The following is a 631-nucleotide window of genomic DNA, read 5'->3' as shown; positions in this document are numbered from 1 at the left end:
GCTCTCGTTCGTCGTCGGCGGGAAGGTCGGCGGGCCAGGCCGCTTCCAGCGACTGCTGGATGGCCCCATCGCCGGCCGTCCCCTCGCCATGCGGTGGCAGAGCCGACGGAACGACCGGTGATGGCGAGGCAGCGCGCGGTTTGGACGGCGTTGCCGCGATGGTCGGCGCGATGACCGAAGGCGCGGCGGCCGCCGATGACGGCACCCCGGTCACGGAGACCGGCGACGAGCCCGGGGCCGGCTGCTGCTGACCGTGCGGCTCGGCCACCGCATGGGGGGGGGACGGCCGGCGATGGGGCCATCCAGCAGTCGCTGGAAGGGGCCTGGCCCGCCGACCTTCCCGCCGACGACGAACGAGAGCTGCTCGCCACCGGTCGTGCGCTGCTGCGCGCGGACGTGACGGGAGTTGGCCGCCAGAGGTGGCCAGAGATCTTCCCTCTCTCTCCTTTCGTGGCCCCGGCGTTCGCCAGCGCCCGGTTTCGTATCCAGGCCGCGATCGCCCGCCAAGACGGCCGCTTGGACAAGGCGGTGGTGCATCTGGTGTGGGCCGGCATGGACCGCGGCGGCCCCTTCACCGACCTGCGCATCACCGACTGGTAGTTCACCCGCACCACAACGAAGGGAACACCGG

At 72.4% G+C, this 631-nt stretch carries 1 protein-coding gene; it reads left to right on the top strand.

What is annotated here, in order from left to right; translation table 11 throughout:
* Nucleotides 1-450: 450 nt before the first annotated feature.
* Nucleotides 451-600: a hypothetical protein gene (locus tag TN53_RS48870; protein ID WP_234441854.1), complete on the top strand. Its 150-nt coding sequence runs from the start codon at nucleotides 451-453 to the stop codon at nucleotides 598-600.
* Nucleotides 601-631 lie beyond the last annotated feature (31 nt).

This window comes from Streptomyces sp. WM6386, assembly GCF_000972385.1.
Classification (GTDB): Bacteria; Actinomycetota; Actinomycetes; order Streptomycetales; family Streptomycetaceae; genus Streptomyces.
This window is presented reverse-complemented; position numbering and strand designations above follow the sequence as displayed.